Source organism: Paracidovorax sp. MALMAid1276, assembly GCF_049198005.1.
Classification (GTDB): domain Bacteria; phylum Pseudomonadota; class Gammaproteobacteria; order Burkholderiales; family Burkholderiaceae_C; genus Acidovorax.
Genome location: NZ_JBMIRS010000169.1, coordinates 1 through 7,268, shown reverse-complemented (window position 1 = coordinate 7,268; position 7,268 = coordinate 1). Strand labels below are relative to the sequence as shown.

The following is a 7,268-nucleotide window of genomic DNA, read 5'->3' as shown; positions in this document are numbered from 1 at the left end:
GGCGTGTGGTTGCGCGGGTCGCGGCCACACACCCGTTCGGGCTGAGCCTGTCGGAGCCGCGGCGGGTTCCCCCATCCGTTCAGGCTGAGCTTGTCGAAGCCCTGCGTGAACGGGTGTTTGGGCCACCGACCGCGCGGCATGCGCCGGGCCCCGGCAGCACCTACTTCAAACTGATCGTGGTGTTCACACCATGCGCAATGGTGCTGTCATCAAACCAGCGTGCCGTCACCGTCTTGGTCTGTGTATAGAACAGCACGACCTGCTTGCCGTAAGGCCCCAGGTCGCCCAGCTTGGAGGCACGCGAGCCCGAGAACGAGAACAGCGGCACGGGCACGGGGATCGGCACGTTGATGCCGACCTGGCCCACGTCGATCTCTTCCTGGAACTTGCGGGCGGCCGCACCCGACTGGGTGAAGATGGCGGTGCCGTTGCCGTTGGGGTTGTCGTTGATGAACTCGATGGCTTCGTCAATGTCGGCTGCGGCCGACAGGCACAGCACGGGGCCAAAGATTTCCTGGTCGTAGATGCTCATGCCGGGCACCACGCCGCTGAAGATCGTCGGGCCCACGAAGTTGCCCTTTTCGTAGCCGGCCACCTGGGGCTTGCGGCCGTCCAGCTCCAACGTGGCGCCGTCGGCAATGCCGCGCTCGATCAGGCCCTCGACGCGCGACAGTGCAGCGCACGACACGACCGGGCCCACGTCCGTACCCTTTTCGGTACCCGCGCTCACCTTCAGGGTCTTGGCCTTTTCGACCAGCTCGGGAATCCACTTTTGCGCCTCGCCCACCAACACCACCACCGACAGGGCCATGCAGCGCTGGCCTGCGGCGCCAAACGCGGCACCGGCCAGGGCGTTCAGGGTTTGTTCCTTGTTCGCGTCGGGCATCACGATGGCGTGGTTCTTGGCGCCCATCATGCACTGCACGCGCTTGCCCGCCAGGCTGGCGCGGTTGTACACGTGCGTGCCGACCTTGGTGGAGCCCACAAAGCTGATCGCCTTGATGTCCTGGTGGTCGCAAATGGCGTTCACGGCCATTTCGCCGCCGTGCACCACGTTCAGCACGCCGGGGGGGATGCCAGCCTCAAGCGCCAGTTCGCACAGGCGCATGGTCACCATAGGGTCTTGCTCGCTGGGCTTGAGCACGAAGGTGTTGCCGGTGGCAATGGCCATGGGGAACATCCACAGCGGGATCATCGCGGGGAAGTTGAAGGGCGTGATGCCCGCGCACACGCCCAGCGGCTGCATCAGCGTGTAGGTGTCCACGCCACCGGCCACGTTGTTGGCCAGCTCGCCCAGTTGCAGGTTGCCGATGCTGGCGGCGTGCTCCACCACTTCGAGGCCGCGGAACACGTCGCCTTCGGCATCCGGCAGGGTCTTGCCTTGCTCTGCCGTGAGGATGGCGGCCAGCTCGGCCATGTTTTCGCGGATGAGTTGCTGGTACTTGAGGAAGATGCGGGCGCGCGTGCCGATGGGTGTCTTCTTCCAGGTCTTGAACGCTTCCTTGGCCGAGGCCACAGCGGCGTCGATTTCTTCAGCCGTGGCAAACGGCACGCGGGCCAGCACCTGTTGCGTGGCGGGGTTCACCACGTCGCGCCACTCGGTGGTCTTGGATTCGACGAATTGGCCGCCAATGAGCAGCTTGACGGTGGGGGCCAGCACGGCCTGGGAGGTGGGTGCGTTCATAGGGATGTGTCTCCTGAAAATGGATCGGGCCGGGGTGCGGGCGAGGCTGCCCAGAACCTCGCCATCCTAGCTGTGCAGAATTGTCTGCACAATAGACAACGGCGCGCAGCGGATTTGCAAAAATGCACACCCCGCCGTCGGCTTTGCCCGCCCACATTCGTTCTTTGAAGGAGCCCCATGGACTGGGACAACCTGCGCTACTTTCTGGAGCTGGCCCGTGCGGGCACCCTGGTGGGTGCCGCGCGCCGCCTGGCGGTGGACCACACCACGGTGGCCCGTCGCATCCAGGCGCTGGAAAAGCAGGTGGGCTCGGCCCTGTTTGCGCGCGAGGCCGGCGGCCACCGGCTGACGGAGGCGGGCAGGGCGCTGCTGCCCCAGGTCGAAGCGATGGAGGCCGCCTTTCTGGCCGTGGAAAACGCGGCCCCCGGCGTGCGCCAGGGGCTGCACGGACTGGTGCGCATCGGCAGCACCGAGGGTTTTGGCAACCTCATCCTGGCGCCGCAGCTGGCACGCTTTGCGCAGGGCCACCCCGGCTTGGTGGTGGACCTGCTGGCCCTGCCGCGCCTGGTGCACCTGTCGCGGCGAGAGGCCGACATCGTCATATCGCTGGAGCGCCCCGGGCGCGGCGCGGTGGTGGTGGTCAAGCTGACGGACTATGTGCTGCAGCTGGTGGGCGCGCGCAGCTATCTGGCGCAGCACCCGCCCATCCACACGGCCGAAGACCTGCGCGGCCACACCTTCGTCAGCTATGTGGACGACCTGCTGTTCAGCAAGGAGCTGCAGATATTGGACGAACTGCACCGCCCTGCGCGCTTTGCGCTGCGCAGCACCAGCGTGCTGGCGCAATACGAGGCCGCGCGCGTGGGCGCGGGGCTGGCCGTGCTGCCCGCGTTTGTGGCCGCGCAAGACCCGTCGCTGGTGCCGGTGCTGCCCGGTGTGGCGCGCTTCCAGCGCACGTTCTGGATGTCGATGCCGGCCGAGAACAAGCACGTGGCGCGCATGCAGGCCACCTGGACCTTTCTGCGCGAGGCCGTGGCGGCGCAGCAGGCGCTGTTGTTGCCGCCGCTGCCCGTGTCGGGTGGGCAAGTTGCCCCGTGATTCCTCTTGGCTGTTGCGCGGTGTCAAAGGGCTGCCGCAACGACGACTTCAAACCCGCCAATTGGCCTCGGTCTGCACCGCTGTTCGCCGCATCGCGCGGCGTGTGGCTTGCTAACCTTGAGATGCGGGACAGCGTGCTCGCGCCCGCCATGCCGGGCCTTGCACCGCGTGTCCCTGCGCATGCATGCACAGTTCAGGAGTCGCCACCATGTCACCCCTCATCTCCGGTCTCGCCTCTGTGGCCTCGCTGGTTTTCAATGCCGTCTCCAGCGGTTCGAACAAGTCATCGGCGTCTGCGTCGTCGTCACGCAGTGCGGGGGCGGGCGATGCCGGTGGGCCTGCCGCAGTGCTCAGCCTGAGTCCGGAGGCCGCCTCGCTGGCGGGGCTGGCCGACAAGGGCCTGGTGGCGACCCAGGGCAAGGGCAGTCAGGCGCTCGGCACCATCACCGACGCCGTCGGCCGCACGGCCCAGGGCGCAGCGCTGACGAAGAAGGATTTTCAGGAACTGCTGTCGCAATTTGGTGCGACCGACGTGCAGAGCGAGGCCCTGGCGGCGCGGTTTGACGTGAACAACGACGGTCGCATCTCTCGCGACGAATTTGCGAAGGGGCTTGGGCAGACCCGGGGCGCCCAGTCGACCACGGATTTCGCGCAGGCCTTGATGGGGCTGATGGACAAGGCGGGCGACACGGATGGAAAAGTGTCGAAGCAGGAATTCGCGGCCCTGGCCGCCGCATTTGCCGACGCATCCATCCAACGGCCGGCGGGAGCGCGGACAGCCTGAGATCGCCCCAAATCACCAGAGGCCACCTGATGTCGCCAGCACGTTGCGCAGTGATGGCGAAATGGCAAACGGCCCACGATGGGCCGTTTGTTGTTTGGCTGGTGACCTTTGCACTGCCGGATGTGGGCGATACCGCCCGGCGCCTCACGCGCCCGTCATATCCGTCCCATGAGCAGCAGGATGACCAGGATCAGCACCACCAGCCCGATGCCACCGCTGGGCCCATAGCCCCATGACCGGCTGTGGCCCCAGGTGGGCAGTGCGCCGATGAGGATCAGGATCAGGATGATCAGCAGAATCAGGGAGAGCGACATGGCAGTTCCTTGGTTGGAGTTGTGATGCCTGCATTCTTGGCACGCCGGCACCTCGCCCCAGCAGGTGCCGTGCCCGCCGCCGGGTCAGGCAAATCCGACACCGGCTGTGGGACCCGCTCCTCCTCTGGTTTGCTTCTCTATTGATAGCTGCAATTCATTAGCAGATAAGCGCTGAAGGGGTATTTGGGCACAATGTTCCCCGCGCAGTGGCCCGGTGCACCGTTCATGCGCTGGGGCGCCCCCATTCAGAGCGCACTCAGTGCGCGCCCGCCGCGTCGGCCGCACCTGCGCCGCCGGTGCGCGCGGGGCGCTTGGTCAGCCAGATCAGCCCGATCAGCAGCAGGAACAGGCCCGCTGAGCCCAGGAAAATGTCGTCGGCCGCGCGGGTGAACGCCTGCTGGTCGATGAGCCGGTTGATCTGCGCCAGCGCCTGGGCCTGCGAGAGTCCCGCCGCCGTGAGGCTGTCCAGCGTTTGTGCAAACACCCCCTGGCCCTGCACCAGCGCTTCGGTCAGATGCGCGTGGTGCATGGCGGCGCGGCTTTCCCACAGCGTGGTGGCAATCGACGTGCCCATGGCCCCGGCGGTGATGCGCACGAAGTTCGACAGGCCCGCAGCTGCCGGTATGCGCTCGGGCGACACCCCCGCCAGCGTCAGCGTGGTCAGCGGGATGAAGAAGAACGCCATGGCCGCGCCCTGCAGCAGCGTGGGGATCAGGATGTGGATGAAATCCGTCTGCACCGTGAACTGCGAGCGCATCCACAGCACCGTGCTGAACACGATGAACGCGCCGGTGGCCATGCGGCGCGGGTCCCACTGGCCCACCTTCTTGCCCACCAGCGGGGTGAGCAGAATGGCGAATACACCCACCGGCGCCAGCGCCATGCCGGCCGATGTGGCGGTGTAGCCCATCCACTGCTGCAGCCACAGCGGCAGCAGCACGACGTTGCCAAAGAAGAGGGCGTAGGCCACCGACAGCGCCAGCGCGCCAAAGGTGAAGTTGCGGCCCTTGAAGAGTTTCAAATCGACCACGGGGTGCTTCTCGGTCAGCTCCCACACCAGAAAGACGGCGAAGGCAATCACCGCAATCACGGCCATGGTGATGATCTCGCCCGAGGCAAACCAATCGAGCTCCTTGCCCTTGTCGAGCATCAGCTGCAGCGCACCCACCCACAGCACCAGCAGGCTCAGGCCCACGGTGTCGATGGGCAGCTTGCGGATGGGCGTTTCGCGCTGGCGGTAGATGCCCCAGGTGAGCAGCCCGGCCAGCAGGCCCACGGGCACGTTGATGTAGAAGATCCACGGCCAGGCAATGTTGTCGGTGATCCAGCCGCCCAAGAGCGGCCCCACCACGGGCGCGACCAGCGTGGTCACGCCCCACAGCGCCAGTGCCGTGCCCGCCAGCGCCTTGGGGTAGCTGGCCAGCAGCAGGGTTTGGCTCAGCGGAATCATCGGCCCGGCCACCAGCCCTTGCAGCACGCGGAAGAACACCAGCGCCTCCAGCGACCCGGCAAAGCCGCACAGCCATGACGTGAGCACGAACAGCAGCACGCTCATGGTGAACAGCCGCACCGCGCCAAAGCGCTGCGTGAGCCAGCCGGTGAGCGGCACCGAAATCGCATTGGCCACGCCAAAGCTGGTGATGACCCAGGTGCCCTGGCCCGGGCTCACGCCCAGGTCACCGGCGATGGCGGGAATGGACACGTTGGCGATGGACGAATCCAGCACGTTCATGAACGTGGCCAGCGACAGGGACAGTGTGCCCAGGAGCAGGGCGGTACCCTGCAGCGGCGGGTAGGCGGCAGGGGCCGGTGGTTGCGCAGCGGGGGGCGCCGCCGGGGCGGGCGTCTGGTCGGCTGCGTCGGCAGTGGGGTTGGCGGCAGTCATGCGCTATCCACCCCGTTCACTGCACCACGGGCGACTGCACTGCGGAGGGGGTGGGCGCCGAGGCGTGCTGCTGGCTGTGCGCAGGCGCTTTGCCCACCTTGGGAGACGCCACGGCCAACGCCGTCTTGCCGCTGCGGCCCAGGTTGGCCGCAATGATGTGCGCGACTTCTTCGTCCGCGGCCTTGAACTGCGCATCGAACACGGTGGTGGCGGCCACGGGCATGGTGCGTTGCGTGTCGGCCAGGGTTTTGCCGCTCTGGTCGGCCGTGTCCACCTTGACCTCCATCGACAGGCCCACCCGCAGCGGGTGCTCGGCCACCTCTTTCGGGTCCAGTGCTATGCGCACCGGCACGCGCTGCACCACCTTGATCCAGTTGCCGGTGGCGTTCTGTGCGGGCAGCAGCGCAAAGGCCGCGCCCGTGCCGGCGCCCAGGCCGGTCACGGTGCCGTGGTAGACCACCTTGGTGCCATACACGTCGGCCTCCAGCTCGGCACGCTGGCCGATGCGCAGGCTTTGCAGTTGGCTTTCCTTGAAGTTCGCATCCACCCACAGGTCGTTCAGCGGCACCAGCGTCATCAGCGGGGCGCCCGCCTGCACACGCTGGCCCACCTGCACGCCGCGCTTGGCCACATGGCCGTCGAGCGGGGCCACCAGCTGCGCGCGCTGCACGGCCAGGTAGGTTTCGCGCACGCGGGCGGCGGCGCGCTGCACGCTGGGGTGCTGCTCCACCGTCGTGCCGTCGGTCTGCGTCTGGCTGGCGGCCAGTTGTTCCTGCGCCGCAACCACGGCCGACTGGGCGGCGGCCACGGTGCTGCGCGCAGCGGCCAGCTGGGCGCTGGCGTGCTGGAACTCTTCCTGGCCCACGGCGCCGCTGGCCATCAGCGGGGCGCGGCGGTTCACGTCGTCCTGCAGGCGTGCGGCGTCGGCCTGGGCGCGGGCCAGGTCGGCGCTGCGCAGGCTGACCTGGGCCTTGAGCGTGGCGTTGTTGGCGTACAGCGTGCGCACCTCGCGCACGGCCTGGGCCAGCTGGGCCTCGGCCTGCTCCAGCGCCACGCGGGCGTCGGCCGGGTCGAGCTTGACCAGCACCTGGCCGGCCTTCACATAGTCGGTGTCGTCCGCGCCGATGGACACCACGGTGCCGCCAACCTGCGGCGTGATCTGCACCACATTGCCTGCCACATAGGCGTTGTCGGTGGTCTCCACATGGCGGCCATTGGCCCAGTGCCAGCCGCCCCAGCCGATGGCGGCAATGGCCACGGCGATGGCGATGGCGGTGAGGCCCCGGCGGCGGGCAGTGTTGGCTTCGGTGGCGGTGAGGGGTTCGCTGGTGGCGGTCATGGCGGTGGTCTTTCGGGAATGTGTTGTTGTTGGGTCTTGTCTGTTGTCACCTCACCACCGTTCGGGCTGAGCTGGTCGACGCACGGCGCGGCGCTTCGACAGGCTCAGCGTGAACGGCCGTGGGGGTTGCGGGAGGGTGATGGCAGGGCGTGTCCGGTGCCAGA

General features: G+C 67.5%; 6 protein-coding genes. 2 read left to right on the top strand and 4 right to left on the bottom strand.

Going from position 1 to position 7,268, the window contains the following annotated elements; genetic code table 11:
* Positions 1-160: 160 nt before the first annotated feature.
* The gene (locus ACOQFS_RS11555) at positions 161-1,684 is read right to left on the bottom strand and encodes a CoA-acylating methylmalonate-semialdehyde dehydrogenase (protein WP_421563023.1); all 1,524 of its coding nucleotides are present in this window, start codon (positions 1,682-1,684) and stop codon (positions 161-163) included.
* A gap of 177 nt (positions 1,685-1,861) precedes the next feature.
* Between ACOQFS_RS11555 and ACOQFS_RS11550 the strand changes: the two genes are divergently transcribed.
* Positions 1,862-2,782 (top strand): LysR family transcriptional regulator, encoded by a 921-nt coding sequence (locus tag ACOQFS_RS11550; RefSeq protein ID WP_421563022.1) that lies wholly within the window; start codon positions 1,862-1,864, stop codon positions 2,780-2,782.
* 208 nt (positions 2,783-2,990) lie between these two features.
* On the top strand, positions 2,991-3,566 hold the full coding sequence (locus ACOQFS_RS11545; RefSeq protein WP_421563021.1) for an EF-hand domain-containing protein: 576 nt from the start codon (positions 2,991-2,993) through the stop codon (positions 3,564-3,566).
* A gap of 155 nt (positions 3,567-3,721) precedes the next feature.
* Here ACOQFS_RS11545 and ACOQFS_RS11540 read toward each other — a convergent pair whose 3' ends face one another.
* From ACOQFS_RS11540 to ACOQFS_RS11530, 3 genes are all read right to left on the bottom strand, one after another.
* Positions 3,722-3,880: a DUF3309 family protein gene (locus ACOQFS_RS11540; RefSeq protein ID WP_374670295.1), complete on the bottom strand. Its 159-nt coding sequence runs from the start codon at positions 3,878-3,880 to the stop codon at positions 3,722-3,724.
* A gap of 256 nt (positions 3,881-4,136) precedes the next feature.
* A complete protein-coding gene (locus tag ACOQFS_RS11535; protein ID WP_421563020.1) occupies positions 4,137-5,765 on the bottom strand; it encodes a DHA2 family efflux MFS transporter permease subunit in 1,629 nt (542 codons plus the stop codon).
* A 16-nt stretch (positions 5,766-5,781) separates the two neighbouring features.
* Positions 5,782-7,104: an HlyD family efflux transporter periplasmic adaptor subunit gene (locus tag ACOQFS_RS11530; RefSeq protein WP_421563019.1), complete on the bottom strand. Its 1,323-nt coding sequence runs from the start codon at positions 7,102-7,104 to the stop codon at positions 5,782-5,784.
* Between the last annotated feature and the right edge of the window lie 164 nt (positions 7,105-7,268).

Excerpts from the sequence above, each read along its gene's own strand:
- ACOQFS_RS11555 (WP_421563023.1), bottom strand. The coding sequence starts at position 1,684 with ATGAACGCACCCACCTCCCAGGCCGTGCTGGCCCCCACCGTCAAGCTG.
- ACOQFS_RS11550 (WP_421563022.1), top strand. The coding sequence starts at position 1,862 with ATGGACTGGGACAACCTGCGCTACTTTCTGGAGCTGGCCCGTGCGGGC.
- ACOQFS_RS11535 (WP_421563020.1), bottom strand. The coding sequence starts at position 5,765 with ATGACTGCCGCCAACCCCACTGCCGACGCAGCCGACCAGACGCCCGCC.
- ACOQFS_RS11530 (WP_421563019.1), bottom strand. The coding sequence starts at position 7,104 with ATGACCGCCACCAGCGAACCCCTCACCGCCACCGAAGCCAACACTGCC.
- ACOQFS_RS11540 (WP_374670295.1), bottom strand. The coding sequence starts at position 3,880 with ATGTCGCTCTCCCTGATTCTGCTGATCATCCTGATCCTGATCCTCATC.
- ACOQFS_RS11545 (WP_421563021.1), top strand. The coding sequence starts at position 2,991 with ATGTCACCCCTCATCTCCGGTCTCGCCTCTGTGGCCTCGCTGGTTTTC.